Source organism: Candidatus Nitrosocosmicus oleophilus (genome assembly GCF_000802205.1).
Classification (GTDB): domain Archaea; phylum Thermoproteota; class Nitrososphaeria; order Nitrososphaerales; family Nitrososphaeraceae; genus Nitrosocosmicus; species Nitrosocosmicus oleophilus.
This window is the reverse complement of record NZ_CP012850.1, coordinates 2,277,755-2,298,157: the sequence shown is the minus strand read 5'-3', so window position 1 is coordinate 2,298,157 and position 20,403 is coordinate 2,277,755. Positions and strand designations below refer to the sequence as shown.

Sequence of the window (20,403 nt, the reverse complement as noted above, 5' to 3'; positions counted from 1 at the left end):
AAATAATAAAATTTTATCTCAAGTCCTAGGGTTTGTTGATTCAGTAACTTTGAATCCGGTCTTTTGGTTTTCAATTTCGGTTCTTTCAATCCTCTTAAAAATAGGAGTGATATCGTTGTCAATTTTATGACCTTGAAGAATTCTGAATTCAGATGCTGAATACCAATCTTGGGCTTGTAAATAATCTGGGATTCCTAATTGTTTCCAGATTTTCTGGGCGGAGGAGGGAATGAAAGGGAATAACAATATTGCAATTGATCTTACCGCATTGGCTGAAATCCATATAGAATTATTAGAATCAGCATGTTGTTTCCAGGGTTCTTTGGACTGAAAATACTGGTTAAAAAAGGAGCTAAACTGCAAAATCCTCTTCATGGCCTTGTCTATTTCATTTCCAAAAATCAATTCCCCTACAGCATAAGCGACTTGCCTAATCTCAGTTAAGGCTTGTTCATCTAGACCATCCAAAGTAGTCTTTGGAGGAATTTTTCCATCAAAATGTTTCTTGGTAAAGGAAAGAGTACGATTGATAAAATTTCCTATATTTGATATCAGCTCATTATTAATTTTTTCATAAAAACTATCCCAATCAAAATTAATATCAGATTGTGAGTATGGGATAATCGTAGAAAAGTAGAATCTAAGGTAATCCGGGTTAAACGACTTTGTAAATCCTCCTAAAGTTATTGACCAATTTTTACTCTTTGATAACTTTCTATTTTGAAATAGCAAATGTCCCCTTGTGACTATTCTGTCAGGTAATTTATATTGGTTTTTGATACCTAATCTAATCGCTGGGAGAAAGAGGTAATGATGGTAGATAATATCTTTTCCTATAAAATGAATAATTTCGGATTCATTCCAAAGTTTCTTACCATCTTTCTTAAGAACGGTCTCTGCAAAGGTATTAAAAGATGAAATATAACACAGGTGATTGTCAAACCAGCCATAAAATACTTTATCTTTGTAATTCTGGGTGCCATCAATTTTTGGAATAGGCACTCCCCAGGTTAAATCTCTAGTGATATCCCAATCCTGCAAACCGGTACTTATCCAATTTAAAACATATTTTGTTACGTCTTCTTGTAAATTCTCATTATTAGAAAGCCAGATTTTAAGTGAATTCTCAAAATCAGATAATTTAAAAAAATAATGTAGACTTTCTCTCATTACAGGTGGCCTTCCACACAAAACACATTTTGGGTCAAGAATTTGTTCGGGGACCCTGCCACATGACTCGCATAAGTCAGAATATTGGTTATCTGAGTTGCAGAATGGGCACCTGCCGATTACGTACCTGTCAGGCAAGTATTTATCATCAAATGCGCAAAAAAATTGAACTACAATTTCTTCCTTTATGTGATTATTCTTGTAAAGTTCCATAAATACATCCTGTACAAACTTTATATTTTGTTGAGAACTGGTCTTTGAGAAATAATCAAAATTAATGTCTACAGATGCAAAATCCTTCTTGTCCTTTTCATTCCATTCTCTGACATAATCTTCGGGTGTTTTGCCCTCGTTTTCGGCTCTTATTAGGATAGGAGTCCCAAAATCATCAGTAGCACATATGTGATAAATCTTTGTACCTGTCAATCGGACGAATCTCGTGAATATATCGGCTGGTAGATAAGTTGATGCGATATGTCCCAAATGGATTTGACCATTCGCATAAGGTAAAGCAGAAGTAACTACTAGATCTTTTTCTATGACAATTTTAGGCCCTTTGTATGTTTCATACTCTGTTGATTTATCATGGATATCATTCATATTAATATCCACAATATCAGAATCTGAATGAGTATTATTCGGGTTATGTTTGGTGTTTCCAGACAGATCGTTCATTTGCGCCTAACTTGTACTCCTCTAATTATTGAATTTAATTTAACTGTATATGAATCAAATAATTTAAAAAAAACATTTATAATTTTTAATAAAGTATTAAGCAATGTTAGATGACATGGATAAAAGTAGCCAGTAAAGACGACATTCAAGAAGGTAATGGTAAGGAACTTAATATTAATGGGCAAAGAATTGCCTTGTTTTTATCAAAAAACAAGTATTATGCTATTGAGGCCCTTTGTAGGCATCAGGATGGTTCTTTAGCACCAGGAAAAGTTAATGGCGAAATCGTCGAATGCCCTCTACACTTTTGGCATTACAATATTAGAACGGGCGAGCTCCTAGACTATATGGAAGGTATAAAGTTGACCACCTTCCCTGTTCAGATTAGAAAAAATGAAATTTATCTAGACATCTAGTATTTCTATCAAGATTCCTTTCAAAATGAAACTAACTAATACATTAACAAACAACTTAGAAGAAATTAATACTACCCATGGTGTAGTAAGAATATATCTTTGTGGTGTTACCGTCTACGACGACTGTCATATTGGACATGCCAGGACCATAATAGTTTTTGACGTATTAAGGCGGCTCCTAGAAGTTCAGGGGTCAAAGGTGATATTCATACAAAATTTTACCGACATAGATGACAAAATAATAGCTAGAGCTATTAGCGAACATACTGATGCAGAAAAGATTTCTCAAATGTATACAGAAAGTTACTTCAGAGATTTTGATGCCCTAAATGTGTTAAAGGCCACTTCTTATCCAAAGGTAACAAACCATATTCCAGATATCATTGAATTCATTGGCAGGTTAGTTGAAAAAAATAAAGCGTATGTGGGATTAAATGGAATATATTTTAGGGTTAGATCATACCCAGGATATGGTAAGCTTTCCAAAAAGGACAGAGATTCAATAATTTCTGGTGCAAGAATCGAGATTGATGAAACTAAAGACGACCCAAGAGACTTTGCATTGTGGAAATTTAGTTCCACTAAACCAACCTGGAATAGTCCCTGGGGAAAAGGGAGGCCAGGATGGCATATTGAGTGTTCAGTTATGGCTTCAAAATACCTAGGGCCTAATATCGATATTCACGGAGGAGGCCAGGATCTAATTTTTCCTCATCATGAAAATGAGATAGCTCAATCTGAAGGGTTATTTGAAACCCAATTCTCAAAATTATGGATGCACGTGGGAATGGTAACAATTAACTCTGAAAAAATGTCAAAATCTATGGGAAATACAATTAAGATTTCAGAACTATTAAAAGAAGTCGGCCCTAACGTGATTAGGCTCTTTTGCCTCTCATCTCATTATACGAAACCACTAGATTATACTCAGGATATAATTAATGAAACAAAGAGGAAATGGAGTCAGATTTCTAATGCCTACTATGAATTAGAGTTTCGAACTAGAAACTCATTTATTTATGAGAAATGTGACTCAATCCAACGACCCCTGCTTCAAGAACTGATAAGTTATCTAGACTTGTTTGCAGAATATCTCAGTAATGATTTGAATTTTGCAAATGCATTGACTGTTTTTCTAAAATTCACCAGTAGGATTAATAATTTTTTTTCCGTTGATACTCCAGTAGATGTTGAATTCTTGACCACGACTTTTGGCTTGTTAAAAAAATTCATGTTCATAAGTGGGTTACGTATGCCGCAGATATCTCAGCAAGAGATTGATGAAATAGAGGAACAAATATATCAAAGAAACTTGTTTCGCTCTCAGAAAAACTATGAGGAATCAGATAAAATAAGATCGGAACTTACAAAAAAATTCAATGTCGAACTGATAGATCATAAGGGATTTACGTTGTGGAAGACGCGATCAATTGATGCCCAAAAATAAGAATAGAAACTTTTGAAATTTGAATAGAATGTTTGGAAATCGAGGAACCTCGCAAGAATTTTTAACTAAGTAATTCCTTTTAATTGTATGAACAAATCTAATAGAACAAAGACCATATTCTTGATTTCTTTATGCTCAGTGGCCCTTATCTTATTATTCTATGTTAATGTGGCATCAGTTCAAACTACACAGAATGACTACGCAAACTATTTTGCCACTTACACCCAAGGTTCAGCGAATCTAACCAGGGCTTTTCAAGATGAAATAGGGCACTGGGAATTGGGGACAATATCCAATGAAACGATGGCGGATTTGACCAATACCTACTTGGTAAATTTTACAAAACAGATGAATGATTTTAACCAAACGGAATCACCAGCTGCCTTTGATTCTGCAAAGGACAGCCTAGTAAACTCTTTCAATAACGAGATCAAAAGTTATCAATACTTTAAGGATTATTTATTGACAGGTAATGAAACTTTAAATGAAATTTCTACCAATTTCTTATCGGAATCTCTTAAAGATGAGGCTATGGCTTTTAAGTCATTCAATGAAGTAACAAACAAAACATCGTAAGGAAAAAAAAGTTTGGTATCTTCTAAATATATCTATTATTTTGAAAAAATAGTCCCAGCTGGAATAATAGAATCTGGAGGAATCTTGCGACCAGGAAGGATGATTACTGAGGCACCTATAGCACTGTTATTAGACACAACTGCGCCAAAATGATTTCTTCCTGTATCTATTAGTTCATTGTTGATTCTGTATTGGACATTCTTTCTGGTGAGTAATACGTTTGCAGTTCCGGAGTAGCCACCAAACCAGACATTCTTTCCGATTATGCTATCCAAAATTACATTATGGTGGGAAATTTTTGCATTGCCTGCGAAATAAGTCTTCCCGATTTCACAGTTAAAGCCAATATTAGTGTTATAGTCAATCATACTGTTACGAATTAACGAACCCATGCCTACGAAGCTTCCATTGCCAATGTAAGATGGTCCTTTAATCTTTGCGAAATCATCTATTACAACATTATCTTCAATTATACACGGACCTTCGATAATTGCAGTTTTTGCAATTGATGCTTTATTGGAAATTATTGAAAATGTTACCTCATTCTTCAGGAGTTCCTGTATAATATCTAAAAATTCCCATGGATACTGAAATTTGTAGTATTCGATACTTTTTCTAGTGGACCTCTTTCCTATTACAGTATTACAAGGAAGGAACAATAAATTGTTGTTTGTAATGAGGGCATTTTGTTGAACATTATTGCTAGAGTTCCCAAAATTGTTTTTCTCGACGTTTTCAAATTTATTAGGAACCCTTAATTCGCTTTTAATTAATTTACTGTATGTATTTTCATCAATTTCCTCTACTGGTATGTCTGTAGTAGATTTTATAATGCTGGAAATAAAATTTAACTTCTTAGGAACGAATATAGTTTCCAAATCATATAAGGAATTTATCAATTCTACATTTCTTGTTATAAGGGCTCGTCCAAATAGGTATAGAGAACAATTTGAAGGTATAGAACTATCGACCTCACTTTCGTTATAATCTAGGAATGAATAAGAAGTAGATGAAGATTGTAAAAATACTATTTTCATTATACCTGCTATCTCTTTTGTAAATTCGTATAATTAGATTTTGGAACAAGTTTCATAAGTTTTTACTGTAGATATAATATCAGTCAAGTGATAGGGTAAAATGTCACATAAGTTTAATACTTGTGTTTTGAGATTTTTCTCGCTTCGATAAGATCAAGGAAGTAAAACAGGTATGTTCTCTCGTTAACTTTCAGAATCCAAGGAATAAATGCCTCTTTTTTTGTCCTGAGAGTAACTTCAAAACCTTTTTTTTCCAAGGTTGAACGCAATATTTGGTCATTCATATTTCTATTGTAAACTATCTCTCGATTGTAATCGTAAGGAGTAGTTGTTATAAACAGGGAATGTGGCTTTAGGAGATGATGTATCTTGGGCAAAAGGTCATCAACAGGCAAGAATTCAACAATATTCAACCCAAATATAAGGTCAAATGTTTGATTCCTGAAAGGCAGATCCAAAATATCAGATACTATGAACTCCATATTTGTTACCCCTTGTTCACTTATTTTTTTCTTGGCTTCTCGAATAAAAGAGAATGAGGAGTCTATCCCGAAAACAAATGAAAATTTTTTTGCCAATTCCATTGTGGATAATCCTAAAGCACATCCTAAATCTAATGCAATTCCTTCGGGATTGAAAGGAATATTTGATGTAAGTTTTCGATAAACATCAGATGGTTTTATTTTCCACCTCATAAGGTGGAGAAATTTATCACTTTCAAAATTTTCATTGTGAAGCCATTTATAACTTTGAAAATATAAACCATCTTCCTCATATCGATCCTCTTTTTGATGACTCTTGTCGATATCCAATGATAAATCTTTTAAGAAAGACTTCATCTCTACGCTTTTAGAATTTGAAAACCATTTACCAAATGTTGGCACTCGTTTTGAGGCATACTTTACGATATCACCTACTATTATTGCAATCCCCTCAATTATGGGAAATTTCTTCTTGCACTCCGGACATATGAGGAACCCCTCAAGGCATTCGTTGCCATCCAAAGGATCTGTTATATGACTTTCTAAATATAATGGATATTTTTTTTCAACATGATTAACACAATAAAAGAATTTAAAATTTAAAAGGGAAGTTTTCAATGATCCTATTTTTTTACATTCTATTATAGATGTTTGTCTATGTCGCATAAAAAGTCCAAGTGAAATATTCTATTGAGAACGTTTAGATGAGAATTAAGGGGTCAATGATACATTATGACAAACAAACAACACGGAGTATATGAAATCTACATGTTATGCTTAGGTTTCAACTAGTGAGCAAAGATAAATCATGAAACAAATATTTTTGACCCGATAACCATTTTATCGATGGTCCATCCCAATTTGATTTAATATCATCCGTTCTTCATGCCAAAACTTATTATTTCAATATGTAAGGTAATGCGATTGATAGCACAACAACTATTACCATTCCATAAGTCAGTATTTTTGATGCATGCTTAATAATTCCTTTTTTGTTTTGAGTTTTCTTATCTATCAATGTGTTATATAGTTGACCTCCATCCAGAGGGCCAATCGGCAATGCATTAAATATCGCGACATTGAAATTAATGAACCAAAGCCAAAAGAATAGGCTAGCAGGTATTGTGTAATATGAACCAAAAATAGGAGACGTATATTTGTCGGCCATGAAGTCAGAGTAAGGTACCATACCTTGCACAAATGTTGGTGGAGCAAGCAAACCTAATGGTGAAGTATAAATCATAGAGTTATAACGATCCAGTACCTCTTTTGGGTCTGCAACTGGTGTAATGGAAACCCCTAAGATTCCCTTCCCTGGCTCTCTTTGAGGAGGAAGAGTTGCCTGCTTAATTGATTTCACTCCATCTTCATTTATGATACCGATCGTGACCAATTTCCCCAAATTGGCATTTAAGTTATCATTTAGCTCCACCGGATTTCGAATCTGGTTGTTCTGAATTTGTTGTATCGTGGTCCCTTTGTCAAGGCCTATAGATTCAGCAAGAGAACCTTGATTGACATTTGTTACAACTACTCCATATAAGGCTGGGTCCATTGGCTTAGTTATTACCAAAGTGGAAGTTATCAAAAGTATTACAAATAAGGAAATAGCAGCTAATACTATGTTTGTCATAGGACCTGCAGTCAGGATAGAACTTTTCTGCTTAGTTGAAATCCTATTAAGCTCATCTCTTTCAATATTCACAAATGCCCCAATTGGTATTCCCAAAAACAACACTAGGCCAGTAGATTCAACCTTAACGCCGTAAACCCTGGCAATTATCCCATGGCCTGCTTCATGAACTATGATTGTAACTACCAAAGCTACCCAACCTTCCCAAATTGGCAAATAAGGATTAAGGCCAGGTATCAACAAATTGGCCTGGGGGCCAACTCCACGAGCGCCCTCCCTAATTGTTTCGCTTGAAAACAGTGCAGCAACTGATCCAATTATTAAGAATAAAGCCATAATTGTAATAAGTGGCATTAAATATGTATTGAATTTTGCATAAAACCTTGCAACCCTCGTCTTGGAAACTTTATCAAAGAATTTTAAACCGTAGGGTGTATGAATTAGAATAAGTGGTAAGTGAAGATCAAACTTTATTTTTGATTGCTGTTCCAATTAATTAATGTGAACATTATTATTATTTAAATGCATCATAACATACTTTTTGAAGTTTTTCATAACCTCTGGGGTAGAAGAAAAACCAATTTAGCAATTCCTTGAGATATTTTCGTCATATTAGGTTGATAAAACGTATTATTCATACGTATACGAGATTGTATTCTTACCTTTGTCGAAAAGATAGTGGTGGATGCGTCCTCTATTCAGATCTGCTACTTATCTGTATTATCCTTTTACTCTGACAATTTTTACCCGTTCCAATACTTTCCAATACTCAACTTCGCCACCCTGGTTGAGTTTATCTCTTATTTCATCTTCTATTGCTGATGTTTCAAAAACTTCAAATGTTTCAAGATCCATGATTTGTAAAACTTGGCCAGCAACTGAGATGAGTTGTCCACTCCTTTTGTCTATGAGGGGAACTTCAACATTTGCTGATACAGGAGCAACTAAACTGTGCCTTGAGCCGTCGAAAACACCCATAGCTGCCACTCTGGCTTTGGCAGAACCATGTTTACCTGGCTTACTATGATCATAAGAAACAATTCTACATGGTTCTCCGTCTATGATAATATAAGAACCAACCTTCAAACTACCAAGGTCCATGGGCTTACTCAATAATAATCAGAAAAATTGACATGAAATGCATATTTAACAGTTATGATCACTTGTCTGCTATGCTTAGGATTTTTGTAATAATGACTTGTTTTTATAATTACGTAATAGTAATATTTAGGGTGGAGACAAGATTAAGTTAGAATATCTCGCAATTTTTCTAATCGAATCATATCAATACACCATTCATTGATGTTTGTGAAAATAAACCAAGACTTCATACTATATTTTACAATTTTTAATAAATATAGGAATTAACATCTGAGGTAACAAGTGACATTAATTTAGATCTAACTCCAACTCAATAAGAGGGTATCAAAAGATTGAAAAAGGTAATGACGATTGCAGGAAGTGATTCATCAGCTGGCGCTGGCATACAGGCAGACTTAAAGACATTTTCTGCTTTGGGTGTATATGGTACAACAATAATAACTACGTTAACTGCTCAGAATACCAAGACAATTTCTGATATTCTGGTAGTACCGCCAAAATTTTTTAGAAATCAATTAATTACTACTTTAGAAGATATTAAACCAGATGTCATAAAATTAGGTGTTCTTTATAGTAAATCAATAATAAAAATTGTCAAGAGTATTTTAGGAGATTTTAAGAACCCGATTGTAGTTGATCCAGTCTTATATTCTGGTACTGGTATCAAATTACTAGATGAAGATTCATTTGAGCATTTCAAATGGGAAATCATTCCATTAGCGCATGTAATTACGCCTAACCTAAGGGAGGCCGAATTGCTGTCAAAAATCAGGATAACCAATAGGCATGATATGTCCAAAGCTGCATCACAGATTCTCAATTTGGGGGCCTCCAATGTAGTTATTAAAGGTGGTCATGATCCGACCAAACGTGCAAAAGTAATGGATTTGCTTTTTAGAGATAAAACGCAAGAACCACAGCTAATTGTACATGAAAGATTGGAGATTGGTGATACTCATGGTACTGGATGTAACTTTTCTGCTGCTATCGCCTCCTTTTTAGCTAAAGGGTACAATATTAGCGAGTCATTCCAATTATCTAATTCGTACGTATACGAGGCGTTAAAAAACTCGAAGCAAATCGGCAATGGGGTACTACTCTCCAATCCGCTATATAACATGTATGACAACTCTGAAAAATTTAAAGTATTGGCACAATTGCAAGCTGCAGTATCAAATTTGGAAAAAATGCCTAATTTTTTTAAACTTATTCCAGAGACAAAAACAAACTTTGTGTATTCAATAGAGAGACCCAAAAATTTTGATGACATTGCAGGGGTTTTGGGTAGATTGATTGATTTGGGAACTAATATTAGAACTCCAAATGTCGTCCAATTCGGAGCTTCCCTGCATGTTTCTAACGCAATTTTATCAGCCACCAAATTTAATTCACTACTTAGGTCCGCCATCAATATTCGAAACAATCCAAATATCATCGATATCTGCGAAAATAATTTTAGGTGCTCTTCTTATTCTAGAAAGTACGAAATAAAAGAGGTTAAGAAGACAGAAGGATCCTCTATAAAATGGGGGATTAGTGAAGCCTTTAAACAAAATCCGGATGCAGAAATAGTTTATCACGATGGCGATTTTGGAAAGGAGCCTATGGTTATTATTTTTGGACAAGATCCAAAAGAGGTTTTAGAAAAAATAAGAATTATTCTACAATACTATGTCAACAACTAATATTTTAAATAATGATCAATTATTCTTATTTTCTGTGAAAGCAGTAATATTAGCTGGCGGTCTCGGAACAAGGCTACAACCTTATACATTCTTTATTCCAAAACCAATGTTGCCGTTGGGCAATAAGCCACTGCTTGAATATTTGGTTGAATGGCTTATCAAATCTAAAAAGATAAATGAGGTAATTATTTGTGTGAGTTACTTGCACAGATCTATAGAAGATTACTTTGAAGACGGTACTCGGTTCGGGATAAATATAAAGTATTCCAGATCAGATAGACCACTAGCAACCGCTGGACAATTGAAAACTGCTGCTACTCATTTAAAAGAACCGTTCGTTTGTCTATACGGTGATTCAGTTTATGAATTCCCACTTGATAAAATGATTGAAAACCATTTCAAAGATAAGGCCTTTATTTCTATGGCACTTTCTAGGTACAAAACCAATCTCAAATACGGATTCATTGAGCTTAGTGGCCATGAAAACCTGCTTGTATCTGAATGGAAGGAAAAGCCAGAAATTTCTGGCTTGATAAATATAGGATGCTATGTTTTTGAACCAGAGTTTTTAGATTTGATTCCAGTTTCTACCTCCTTTGGAATGGACGAAGCAGTAAGGGAATCAATAAAGTCAAAAAAGAAGGTAAAGTCGTTCATAGTAGAAGAGGGGAGTTTCATGGATATTGGAGATAAAAAATCGTATTTAGAAGCGTATAAATTGTATGTTAAGAAATTGGGAAAAATATGAATAACTAAAACCATCGTCTGAACCAAGGATTTTAGCTAATATACTGGTTCAGATCAGTCTTGGTATGTGTTTATATGGTCACACTTTCAATAATTCATAATTATAAGCATGATAAAAAAGATGAATATTTTTCAAACCCATTTCGCTGCTGGTTTTTAAACACAGAATAGTACAGTGGATTATTTTGACAAATCAGAGTGTGGCTAATTCTTGGGATTAATATTGATCAGTTTAGAAATTTTGGAGAATGTCGACTCATTAATTTTGAATTTGTTCAACGTTGGGATTACACCCAGTATGGGTAATTTTGTAAATTCTTGGATAAATGAGGGAATTTCTGCCTCAATCTTGCTTGGCTGATTGGGCATTTTATTTATAACTATTCCTTTTATGGGAATACCACTTGACTTACAAATTTTTACAGTAAGCAAAATATGATTAAATGTTCCTAATTTCGGGGTCGCGATAATTACAACCTTTAGCTTTGTTAATTTAATAAAGTTTAGTAATGTATGCTTTGTGTTTAATGGCACCATTATCCCACCTATTCCCTCAACTAGGAGATAATCATATTTTTTCTGCAACAATTTGAATTTCTTGATAGCATATCCTACTGATGGAGGAGGCAAGTTTAGCAATGAGCTGGCCATGTACGGTGAACAAGGTAGAGGATAAAAATATGGGTTCAAATTCTCTTGTTTTTCCTCTAATTCAATGGCCCTAGCCAAAATTGCTAGATCTTTGGACCTAAACTTGTTTGAATACTCTGAAATTCCTGTAGCAAATGGTTTCATTGCACAAATTTTGCTAATTTCCTTAGAGAATTTCCAAGCTAGCGAGGCGGTTATCAAAGTTTTTCCAATGCCTGTATCAGTCCCAGTTACAAAGAAACCATCGGCCAAGTTACTCGATCATCATATCAAGTCGGATTATATAGTTTGCTAAGGAATGCTGTACTTCGATTTAGAATCTCCTTGATATTATCTTATAGGTAGTATGTTCTGAAAATTTGAGATAAAACCACTAGTCTAACATTGATCAGATTCATTAACTAAGTAAAAATCTTTAAGTTCAATAGCCAAAAAAATTGGACCCAACTTTATTTATAAACTTACCAATCTATTAATCTTTCAGTGGTAACTTGTCGTGTTGACCCCTTCCCAAATCCCTAAAGTCAATCTAAAAGACTGTACATCCCTCTAGAAGAATTTCGTTGATATTGATTAGATTTGATATAATCTAATCATACTGAAGTATAAATCTATATTGAAAGTTAATCACTTCTGTTATTAGATAATTGACAGATAATAAGATGGGGCATTTTACCGAAATTGAAAAGGAGATCTTTTATAAAATAATTTTCTCACGTCGGGATGTAAGGAGGAACTTCATTAAGAAGAAGATTAGTAATAAGGTTTTATTGAGGATACTGAAAGCCGCTCATCACGCACCATCAGTAGGCTATTCACAACCATGGAATTTTATCTTAATAAGGGACAGAAAGAGTCGTCTGAGTATCAAAGAATCATTCTCGAAAGAGAGACTGAAATCAATTGAATTGCTAGAAAAAGATAAAGAAAGGAAAAGGAAATATTTAGATCTGAAATTAGAAGGAATAATAGAATCTGATCTAAATATATGCGTAACTTATGATCACAAGCGTTTTGGACCCTACGTAATAGGGAGAATGACAATCAAGGAGGCGGGGATTTATAGTGTATGCTGCGCTATTCAAAATTTGTGGCTTGCCGCCCGGGCTGAAAATATGGGTGTTGGCTGGGTCAGCATAATCAACAATAAAGACTTGAAAAGGATTCTTAAACTTCCATCTGCCGTTAAACCTATAGCATATCTTTGTCTTGGATATGTAAAAAAGTTTGAAGTCGAACCTGATTTACAATCTCAAAACTGGTTAAATAGACTCGATCTAAAAAAAGTCATAAATTATGAACAATGGGATAGTTGTAATAGATATACTGATTGGAGGGGTTTCAACCAGCACCTGATTCGCAAAAATGCTTATTCCTGATGTGTTTTACGTTTGTTTATCAGCGAAAATTTTGGATCATCAACAAAAAAATCAAATAGATTAATTATTGATACAGATGGTCATCGTCTATAAACCATAGATAGTATTAATCTATTTCGAGAATTCTTTCTGAGTTTTTTTGATTTTTGCAAATCAACTGATATTCACGTTATGCTTAATTTAAATATTGCTAAAGAGTTGCATTATTGATAAAGATTGTATGATCTTTAATAAATTTTACATAACTAGTTACTTAAATCAAAAAAAAGTGCCGGAGGCGGGATTTGAGCCCGCGACCTTTCGATTATGAGTCGAACGCTCTGACCAGGCTGAGCTACCCCGGCAAGCCCAGCTCTGATGTGTGTAAGCAAATCAAATAAAATATACGTATAATATATTCTAACCCATCCAGATTGTCTTATTAACAATGAGCAGAGAATACTTAAGATTGAATGGTTTATGAGGTTATTCATGACCAAATATCTAAAAAATATTCAAAAAATGATTTTAGATTGGTCTAAAATATGACATGCATCAAGTGCTCTGTATTAAGAATCAGATAGGTATTTTAATTTTCCTTCATGAAAAAACATTATCCCTTTGGACTTCCAAAATATACTCTAATACCATCTTAATTTCAATCAAATGGACTTAATAATAATGGAAAATATGTGATCAATGCCGCAACTAAAATAAAAGGGTTTAGCAAATCAAATTATTTTACTCGATTTTCTATTTGTCTTGAATACAAAGATGATTTTGAAAGTGTAGGAAATAGTTAAATGAAATTAGGATGGTCACTTTTGTAAAAAAATGAACATTGCTCATATACTTCATTTCTATCACTAGTGCAATTGCTACTGCTACCTAAATCAAATCCAAATGTCCCAATGTTGAAATATTCAAAATAGCTTTCTATAGTATTATGATCTCATTCATTTATTATACTTCACTTGCGAATCAGTTCGCCTCCCGGTTTAAATAGTGAAGATAGATTAAGTTATTTCACCAATGTCATTTGAACCAGACGATGATCCCCTAAGGAGTAGCTCTACAGAACACTATTCTAAAGTTGGATCACTTTTAGACTGGGCCATTGTATTGGGAGCTTCTTCTTCGATTTTCTTTGGTTTTTTCTTAGATATTACATTGAATTCTCCGTCTTACTTCCAATTATTTGACAACTTAGTTCTCTTAACGGCACTTTACGCAGTAACAACAGCGACTGCCATGTTCATAATGCCTGTTGTCCATCATATGCTACATTATCATAAATTTGATGTGGAGAAATATCATTTAGCAACCAAGAGATATACTCTGATAGGTATAATCTGCGTAATGCTAGCCATGTACCTAGGTCTGGGGTTATCATTAAATTCCAAAGTGCCGACTGAGATTGCATATGGCCTGGCCTTATTGCCTTTTATCTTTATATCCTTATTGTTCATCAAGATTAAGGCATTAAAATGAGTTTGCTGTTTACAGAATTAGGCCTGTCTGTGTTAGTTATTGTATTTTCGGAAAATGATTTCGGGGTTGATTTTGTCACCTAATCAGTTTGTTTTGAAGAATCCTCTAACAATCAAGTAGTCTTTATTGATTGCAAATACAAATATTAGAAACTTTCATTCTTAGCAATTTGGAACAGCCTGCTATGCATTTATTGGCTATATTTTACATCTATAGGTGAGATAAGGAATAATAAAACATGAAATTGGTTACTAAATGGTAGAGTTTATATAGTTACTAGATTGAAAGCAAAATGTTATCATATGTCATCTCTTCCGGACGATGATCCCATAAAGCGATCCTCTTCTGAGAAATACGACCGGGTTGGCGCATCTCTCAGGTGGTCCCAAATCTTAGCTGCTGCATCCTCAATTTTCTTTGGTTTTGTGCTAAAGATAGCAGTAAATCCTCCGTCTTACTTCCAATTATTTGACAACTTAGTTCTCTTAACGGCACTTTACGCAGTAACAACAGCGACTGCCATGTTCATAATGCCTGTTGTCCATCATATGCTACATTATCATAAATTTGATGTGGAGAAATATCTTTTAGCAACCAAGAGATATACTCTGATAGGTATAATCTGCGTAATGCTAGCCATGTACCTAGGTCTGGGGTTATCATTAAATTCCAAAGTGCCGAGTGAGATTGCATATGGCCTGGCCTTATTGCCTTTTATGATCATTTTCATAAGATTTTACAGGCATTTGCCCAGTAATCTTGTAGAGAGTACCTCCACGGAAGACTATGATAGAGTTGGAGCGGGTATGCGTTGGTGCCAAATCTTAGCTGCTGCATCCTCAATTTTCTTTGGTTTTCTCTTGAATATCACAGTGAGCCAGCCAGTTTATTTTCAGTTACTAGATAACATAGTCCTTCTAGCATCACTTTATGCAGTAGCAGCAGCAACAGTTATGTTCATTATGCCGGTTATTTATCACTCAAATCACTATCCAAGATTTGATGTAGCAAAATTTCTTCTTGTGACTAAAGAGTACGTTACAATAGGAATTATTTGCGTAATGCTAGCCATGTACCTAGGTCTGGGGTTATCATTAAATTCCAAAGTGCCGACTGAGGTCGCATACGGAGCAGCATCTTTGCCCTTTGTCACTATTTTTGTTTGGTTCTTGAGAAACAAATCGAAAATCACTACTAATAGAACCACATAAAGTCAATTTATTCTTGCTAGTATTCTAGTCATGATTTGACATTTTTATGTATTTTGCACGTCTTATTTCCGTTGTAGCTCATCCTTAATTCATGTTATCTGTGTTCCATAGGCGCTACTGCCTCGCAAAATTACTTGTATTGATATCCAACAAATTAATTAATCCAAACTTGCTAAATTTTCTGTTTAGAGATTATCATTCTCCAAGGAATCATGGTAAATCCCAAAGGTATATCCCTGATCTGCAAAAATAATTTTGACCAGGGTAGTCAAATATCCAATAATCACTAACTTATGGCGTCACAGTTACAACGGTAGACATAGTTCCCTTCCCCTCCCCAATTTCAGATAAGTTTGTGGTAATAAATTTCCAAAAATTTTTCTCGAATGAGTGGGCTCGATAAGCTTCAATCGCAGCCACCGGAGCAGCAGCTATTCCAGCTGTTAAGACGCCTGCAATTACAGTAGGAACTACAATATCTTTACCCCACGCTCCGGTTCGGAGTACAATATCGTAGTAAGGGGTTGCACTCTTGGCGCCGCTAATCATTATCTCCACGTCCCTTACATTTCCCACAATAACACTGGCCTTACCACCTTTGTGTGCCTTAAGGTCCAAATATTCTTCGTCTTTTTCTTCATAAATAATTTCAAATTTAAGAGACTTAAGATATCCCTTTATCCGATCATAAAGTTCTGAAATCTGTACATCATACAGTGTGGCGTGTTCTTGTTTCATGAAATATCTTAGATGGATCACTTTTTAACCTTTTCTCCGTAGAATAATTGGTGTAATCGAGTTCAACATGACCAAAATTATCTGGCCAAACTGACCTAATTTCTACCTTCTGAAATCTATTCGCACGAATATTGTACTTGAATAAGTGTTATGAATGGCGAAGAGGTCTTTAGGAGTGTGACTGACATCCTAGATGTGCGACTTTCAGGTATATTTCGTTAATAGTCATTTAGATAGGACCGCGAGTTTATCGAAACACCCGTACAAGAAGGGCCTAGAGCCTCCGATAGATTTTTAAGAATTGTAAAACATGATTTTTTTATAGCGAATTGGATTATGATATACCTATAAAGATTGCAGGTTTAAATTTAAGAAATCCAGTGATTGTGGCCTCGGGCATTTTGGGACTGTCTCAAAGTATTTTTAATCGATTGTATAACCTCGGTGCTGGGGCTATTGTAAGCAAATCGATTAGTCTGTTGCCCCGCGATGGTTACAGAAATCCCACGATAGTCAGTGTAGATAACATGAGTTACATAAATGCCGTCGGACTCGCAAATCCTGGTACAGAGTCGTTTTCAAAGGAAATTTCTAAGAATAATGGACCGCTGATTATAAGTTTGGTTGGATCAGACGAGAGTGAATTCTCCGTCATTGCCAACAAGTTCAAAAATCTTAATATTTTGGGTTTTGAATTAAATCTTTCCTGTCCCCACGTAGAAAAAATGGGAATGGAAATTGGAGATGATGTCAATTTGGTTTATGATATTATAAAGTCAATCAAGAGGGATACGACAAAACCGCTTTTTGTCAAGGTAGGTTTGGGCAAATCAGACATAATAGAAGTTGCAAAGATAGCTGAAAGCGCCGGTGCAGATGGAATTACTGCTATCAATACCCTCAGGGCGATGAAGATAGACATTGAAACTCGATGTCCGGTCTTGGAAAATAAGATCGGTGGTCTTTCTGGAAGGGCTATAAAGCCTCTAGGGGTTCGATGTGTATATGAGTTGAGCAAGAGTTTAAGAATTCCCATAATTGGTTGTGGTGGGATCATGACATATGAAGATGTCATAGAATACATGATGGCAGGAGCTTCTGCTATTCAGATAGGTAGTTTGATAGGGTTGAAAGGGATATATTCAATTGGAAAGATTATCAGGGGTTTGCATTCCTATTTAGAGGCTGCCGATATCAGCGAGGTTAAGGAGATTATAGGAATTGTCCACAGATAAGAACTTGATTAGAGTGGTAGAAATTGAAGATGTCGTCCTCGAGTCTCCCTCAGTCAAGACCTTTATATTTAAGGACTCACTGGGGAGTCTATCAAAACCTGGGCAATTTTTTATGGTATGGATACCAAGGAAAGAAGAACTTCCACTTAGTATTATGGTAAGTGACAAGAAAAACCACGCTGCTATAACAATTAGAAAGAATGGATATGGTTCCACCTCTTTATTCAATAAAGGTAAAGGAGACAGAATTGGAATTCGCGGACCTTACGGAAATTCATTTTCATTTAACAAATCTCATACAAAAATTATTTTTTTGGGTGGCGGCACCGGACTTGTCCCACTCATAAGGTTACTTTATTACATAAAACAACATCAATGTAAATTTACATTCATTTTAGGTGCTAAGACTAGATCCGAACTATTTTTTACAGACTTGATATCTAAGTGGACCAAAGAAAACAAAATTGACTTGCTTATCGCGACTGAAGACGGTTCCTTTGGAACCGAAGGTTACCCTACTGATATTTTAAAGGACTTTCTCATGATTAATAAAGACATAGATATCATTTACACGTGCGGACCCGAAATGATGATGAAAAAAGCTTTAGATCTCGCAATAAAGAATGGTATCCACATCGAGGCTAGCATAGAAAGATATATGAAATGCGGGATTGGAATTTGTTCAAGCTGTTGCATAAATGACAAGCTCGTTTGTGTGGACGGGACTATTTTTAACGAAATAGAGATTCAAAAACTTACCGAATTCGGGGTTTGTTACAGGAATAAATCTGGTATCCTTACTAAATTTTAAACGTAAGTAGATGAAATCCAGCTTGATTTTGAAAGACTCGGGAATACCTTAACCTGCACCCACAAAATTAGAATATATCCACTATCAATTGCAATAATTACGATTTAGACAAAACGTGGTCAAAGTCCACTGTAAAGTAATTGTTTTTTGGGAGAATAGTTTTATATTCTAAATCAAAATAATTTTATATAAATTGTCTTCCATTTCGATTGCTTCTGATGATAAACATGATCAAAATCGGGGAAATAACAGCAACCAAAAATGGGTTACGCTTCATCATAACGGGGTATGCTTTCCACCCGAATACATATCTAAGAATTTGTCATTCAAAATAGATAAGCAGAATTACACACTAACGAAGGATCAAGAAGAATTGATCTATGCATGGACAAAGAAGAAGGACACTCACTACGTGCAAGATCCTGTCTTTCAGCAAAATTTTTTGACAGATTTCAAGAAATTGTTACCCAAGGAAATCCAAGAAGGTCTTCAAGACATTGGTCAATTAGATATGAACGATTTTATAACCTATGTTGATGGTGAAAAGGAGACAAAGGAACGAGAAAAATTAGCTTGGAGTAACCTGTCCCGAGAGGAAAGAAAAAAAATAGCATTAGAGAAAAAAAAAGAGAAAGAAAAATTAAGAAATTATTTCGGGAAAGCAGTAGTAGATGACATAGAGGTAGAAGTGGCAAATTGGTTAGTTGAACCTCCAGGGTTGTTTATGGGCAGAGGACAACATCCATTGAGGGGTAGATGGAAGCCTCGTGTCAAGCCCGAAGATGTCATACTCAACCTGGGTGAAGACGCAGCTGCCCCGGAAGGACCATGGCAAAAAATCATTCATGATCATAGCTCTACCTGGTTAGCATCTTGGATAGAAACGCTGACTGGGAAAAGAAAATATGTTTGGTTACACGATTCATCTGTAATCCGCCAAAATTATGACAAAGCCAAGTACGATAAGGCTCAAAACCTTGAAAAATATATTGACAAGATAGAACGGGAGATCGTGAGGAAAATGACATCAAATGATCATGATAAGAAGAAAATTGCCACTGTATGTTATCTCATAATAAAAATGGCGATGAGAGTTGGTGATGAAAAGGATCCTGATGAAGCAGACACCGTGGGTGCAACTACCCTCAGAAAGGAACATCTTAAATTCAAAGTAATTGACAAGAAACATAAAATATTAGAGTTTAGTTTCCTTGGAAAAGATAGTGTCCCCTGGCAAAAATCATTATTGATCGATTCTGATGACAAATTACTTTTATTTAACAACCTAAGTCTGTTTACAAAAAACAAGAAGGAAACAGATCCGATTTTTGATAATATTAACTCTATGAAAGTAAATACCTTTCTTAGGAATATAGACCCTAAAAATGTTCCCGGACTTACTGCAAAAGTTTTTAGAACTTTTATCGCCACAAATATTGTCAAAAAATCACTTAAAAATCCTCCAATTGCAGTGAAACCTGAATCAACTGAATTTGAAAAGATTTATGTTGCCAAATATGCTAACTTGCAAGCTGCCATAACATGTAACCACAAAAAGGGAATAGATCCAAAAAATCCAGCAAGTATTACATCGATTGCAAAATATGAGGAGTCCATGAAAAAGAAAATTGAGCTTATAAACGCCCTAAAGACAGACTTGAAGGGAAAGAATTGGAAAACAGAAAAACAGAAATCGAGATTGATTGAAAGGGTCCAAAAGCTAGAATTCCAAGTGAAGTTACAGAAAGAGACAAGGGAATATAATTTAGGAACTTCTTTACGAAATTATATTGACCCCAGAGTGTTTCGTTCGTGGATGAATATAGTTGAATTGGATTGGAACAGGATGTATACAAGTACACTGCAGAGAAAATTCCTATGGGTAGATAACATTACAAAAAAGGAATTAAAAGCGAACTTTGCTTTGTGACTATGGTCC

Annotated in this window: 18 protein-coding genes and 1 tRNA gene; 11 read left to right on the top strand and 8 right to left on the bottom strand. The window is 34.9% G+C overall.

All coding sequences use genetic code 11. The annotated features are described in order from the left end of the window. Positions 1 to 18 precede the first annotated feature (18 nt). On the bottom strand, positions 19 to 1,710 hold the full coding sequence (gene metG, locus NMY3_RS11195; RefSeq protein WP_425319406.1) for a methionine--tRNA ligase: 1,692 nt from the start codon (positions 1,708 to 1,710) through the stop codon (positions 19 to 21). 245 nt (positions 1,711 to 1,955) lie between these two features. Between metG and NMY3_RS11190 the strand changes: the two genes are divergently transcribed. The 3 genes from NMY3_RS11190 (at position 1,956) to NMY3_RS11180 (ending at position 4,284) form a co-directional block, all read left to right on the top strand. Next, entirely contained in the window at positions 1,956 to 2,261 is a 306-nt protein-coding gene (locus NMY3_RS11190) for a Rieske (2Fe-2S) protein (RefSeq protein WP_196815936.1), read from the top strand. 25 nt (positions 2,262 to 2,286) lie between these two features. Continuing rightward, the gene (gene cysS, locus NMY3_RS11185) at positions 2,287 to 3,708 is read left to right on the top strand and encodes a cysteine--tRNA ligase (protein WP_196815935.1); all 1,422 of its coding nucleotides are present in this window, start codon (positions 2,287 to 2,289) and stop codon (positions 3,706 to 3,708) included. Between the two features lie 87 nt (positions 3,709 to 3,795). Beyond that, on the top strand, positions 3,796 to 4,284 hold the full coding sequence (locus NMY3_RS11180; RefSeq protein ID WP_196815934.1) for a hypothetical protein: 489 nt from the start codon (positions 3,796 to 3,798) through the stop codon (positions 4,282 to 4,284). Positions 4,285 to 4,319: 35 nt separating this feature from the next. Here NMY3_RS11180 and NMY3_RS11175 read toward each other — a convergent pair whose 3' ends face one another. The 4 genes from NMY3_RS11175 to NMY3_RS11160 form a co-directional block, all read right to left on the bottom strand. Next, positions 4,320 to 5,321, bottom strand: a complete 1,002-nt coding sequence (locus NMY3_RS11175) for a hypothetical protein (RefSeq protein WP_196815933.1) — start codon at positions 5,319 to 5,321, stop codon at positions 4,320 to 4,322. A 113-nt stretch (positions 5,322 to 5,434) separates the two neighbouring features. Beyond that, a complete protein-coding gene (locus NMY3_RS11170) occupies positions 5,435 to 6,469 on the bottom strand; it encodes a class I SAM-dependent methyltransferase (protein ID WP_196815932.1) in 1,035 nt (344 codons plus the stop codon). A 232-nt stretch (positions 6,470 to 6,701) separates the two neighbouring features. Beyond that, on the bottom strand, positions 6,702 to 7,790 hold the full coding sequence (locus NMY3_RS11165; protein WP_196815931.1) for a site-2 protease family protein: 1,089 nt from the start codon (positions 7,788 to 7,790) through the stop codon (positions 6,702 to 6,704). Between the two features lie 366 nt (positions 7,791 to 8,156). Next, positions 8,157 to 8,537 carry a translation initiation factor IF-5A gene (locus NMY3_RS11160; protein ID WP_257719980.1) on the bottom strand — a complete coding sequence of 127 codons (381 nt, stop codon included), beginning with the start codon at positions 8,535 to 8,537 and terminating at the stop codon, positions 8,157 to 8,159. Positions 8,538 to 8,869: 332 nt separating this feature from the next. On the opposite strand from NMY3_RS11160, the gene thiD reads away from it, so the two are divergent. Beyond that, a complete protein-coding gene (gene thiD / locus NMY3_RS11155) occupies positions 8,870 to 10,222 on the top strand; it encodes a bifunctional hydroxymethylpyrimidine kinase/phosphomethylpyrimidine kinase (RefSeq protein ID WP_196815929.1) in 1,353 nt (450 codons plus the stop codon). A 34-nt stretch (positions 10,223 to 10,256) separates the two neighbouring features. Further along, a complete protein-coding gene (locus tag NMY3_RS11150; RefSeq protein WP_196818550.1) occupies positions 10,257 to 10,970 on the top strand; it encodes a nucleotidyltransferase family protein in 714 nt (237 codons plus the stop codon). Positions 10,971 to 11,173: 203 nt separating this feature from the next. Here NMY3_RS11150 and bioD read toward each other — a convergent pair whose 3' ends face one another. Continuing rightward, entirely contained in the window at positions 11,174 to 11,872 is a 699-nt protein-coding gene (gene bioD / locus NMY3_RS11145; RefSeq protein ID WP_196815928.1) for a dethiobiotin synthase, read from the bottom strand. Between the two features lie 410 nt (positions 11,873 to 12,282). Here bioD and bluB point away from each other — a divergent pair, with 410 nt between their 5' ends. Further along, positions 12,283 to 12,999 (top strand): 5,6-dimethylbenzimidazole synthase, encoded by a 717-nt coding sequence (gene bluB, locus NMY3_RS11140; RefSeq protein ID WP_196818549.1) that lies wholly within the window; start codon positions 12,283 to 12,285, stop codon positions 12,997 to 12,999. 269 nt (positions 13,000 to 13,268) lie between these two features. Here bluB and NMY3_RS11135 read toward each other — a convergent pair. Beyond that, a tRNA-Met gene (locus tag NMY3_RS11135) sits at positions 13,269 to 13,343 on the bottom strand. 667 nt (positions 13,344 to 14,010) lie between these two features. On the opposite strand from NMY3_RS11135, the gene NMY3_RS11130 reads away from it, so the two are divergent. Further along, positions 14,011 to 14,469, top strand: a complete 459-nt coding sequence (locus NMY3_RS11130) for a hypothetical protein (protein ID WP_196815927.1) — start codon at positions 14,011 to 14,013, stop codon at positions 14,467 to 14,469. A 302-nt stretch (positions 14,470 to 14,771) separates the two neighbouring features. Further along, a complete protein-coding gene (locus NMY3_RS11125; RefSeq protein ID WP_196815926.1) occupies positions 14,772 to 15,680 on the top strand; it encodes a DUF6328 family protein in 909 nt (302 codons plus the stop codon). A gap of 291 nt (positions 15,681 to 15,971) precedes the next feature. Here the strand turns inward: NMY3_RS11125 and NMY3_RS11120 are convergent, their stop codons facing one another. After that, complete coding sequence (locus NMY3_RS11120; RefSeq protein ID WP_196815925.1) at positions 15,972 to 16,418, bottom strand: hypothetical protein; 447 nt, start codon at positions 16,416 to 16,418, stop codon at positions 15,972 to 15,974. A gap of 329 nt (positions 16,419 to 16,747) precedes the next feature. Here NMY3_RS11120 and NMY3_RS11115 point away from each other — a divergent pair, with 329 nt between their 5' ends. The 3 genes from NMY3_RS11115 (at position 16,748) to NMY3_RS11105 (ending at position 20,394) form a co-directional block, all read left to right on the top strand. Further along, complete coding sequence (locus NMY3_RS11115) at positions 16,748 to 17,653, top strand: dihydroorotate dehydrogenase (RefSeq protein ID WP_196815924.1); 906 nt, start codon at positions 16,748 to 16,750, stop codon at positions 17,651 to 17,653. Then, positions 17,640 to 18,464: a dihydroorotate dehydrogenase electron transfer subunit gene (locus tag NMY3_RS11110; RefSeq protein WP_196815923.1), complete on the top strand. Its 825-nt coding sequence runs from the start codon at positions 17,640 to 17,642 to the stop codon at positions 18,462 to 18,464. The genes NMY3_RS11115 and NMY3_RS11110 overlap by 14 nt, the downstream gene beginning before the upstream one ends. 193 nt (positions 18,465 to 18,657) lie before the next feature. Next, positions 18,658 to 20,394 carry a DNA topoisomerase I gene (locus NMY3_RS11105; RefSeq protein WP_231100023.1) on the top strand — a complete coding sequence of 579 codons (1,737 nt, stop codon included), beginning with the start codon at positions 18,658 to 18,660 and terminating at the stop codon, positions 20,392 to 20,394. Positions 20,395 to 20,403 lie beyond the last annotated feature (9 nt).

Bases quoted from the DNA above. Each gene is read 5' to 3' on its own strand.
- NMY3_RS11190 (WP_196815936.1), top strand. From the start codon at position 1,956: ATGACATGGATAAAAGTAGCCAGTAAAGACGACATTCAAGAAGGTAAT.
- cysS (WP_196815935.1), top strand. From the start codon at position 2,287: ATGAAACTAACTAATACATTAACAAACAACTTAGAAGAAATTAATACT.
- NMY3_RS11180 (WP_196815934.1), top strand. From the start codon at position 3,796: ATGAACAAATCTAATAGAACAAAGACCATATTCTTGATTTCTTTATGC.
- NMY3_RS11175 (WP_196815933.1), bottom strand. From the start codon at position 5,321: ATGAAAATAGTATTTTTACAATCTTCATCTACTTCTTATTCATTCCTA.
- NMY3_RS11170 (WP_196815932.1), bottom strand. From the start codon at position 6,469: ATGCGACATAGACAAACATCTATAATAGAATGTAAAAAAATAGGATCA.
- NMY3_RS11165 (WP_196815931.1), bottom strand. From the start codon at position 7,790: ATGCCACTTATTACAATTATGGCTTTATTCTTAATAATTGGATCAGTT.
- NMY3_RS11160 (WP_257719980.1), bottom strand. From the start codon at position 8,537: ATGGACCTTGGTAGTTTGAAGGTTGGTTCTTATATTATCATAGACGGA.
- bluB (WP_196818549.1), top strand. From the start codon at position 12,283: ATGGGGCATTTTACCGAAATTGAAAAGGAGATCTTTTATAAAATAATT.
- NMY3_RS11130 (WP_196815927.1), top strand. From the start codon at position 14,011: ATGTCATTTGAACCAGACGATGATCCCCTAAGGAGTAGCTCTACAGAA.
- NMY3_RS11125 (WP_196815926.1), top strand. From the start codon at position 14,772: ATGTCATCTCTTCCGGACGATGATCCCATAAAGCGATCCTCTTCTGAG.
- NMY3_RS11120 (WP_196815925.1), bottom strand. From the start codon at position 16,418: ATGAAACAAGAACACGCCACACTGTATGATGTACAGATTTCAGAACTT.